The following is a 357-nucleotide window of genomic DNA, read 5'->3' as shown; positions in this document are numbered from 1 at the left end:
AAAACAGCCAACTTTATTTTGTCCCTCTTTAAGTTCTTGTTATAAGTACATTACACCACTACAGTTTTGACTTTTCTAATGGCACGTACTTATTGTGGAAATATGAAGTTAAAACCAAACTTAATATAAACAAAATAATAACGATATTAACGCTAAAAAAATTAGAACCAAACAGAATTATTAACAAAGACGGTAATGTTAAAAAGATAGATTTAAATGGAACAGTGATCGGTTTATCACAGCTAGAACATTTATGGCTAACGATTGGACTGATTATTAACTTTCTAATAAAGCTAACTGACTCTTCATTGCAATGTGGACATCTGAATTTATTCACCGAACCTCCGTGTACTTATA

The 357-nt window shown here is 30.3% G+C and carries 1 protein-coding gene; it reads left to right on the top strand.

Annotation, left to right across the window (positions count from 1 at the left end; translation table 11 throughout):
* Nucleotides 1–92: 92 nt before the first annotated feature.
* Nucleotides 93–357 (top strand): hypothetical protein (locus H4J59_RS19165; protein ID WP_220469691.1); only part of this gene is annotated, 265 nt, incomplete at its 3' end.

This window comes from Colwellia sp. MB02u-10 (assembly GCF_014077185.1).
Lineage (GTDB): Bacteria > Pseudomonadota > Gammaproteobacteria > Enterobacterales > Alteromonadaceae > Cognaticolwellia.
Note: the sequence above shows the minus strand (reverse complement) of the source record. Positions and strands in the feature narration are given on the sequence as shown.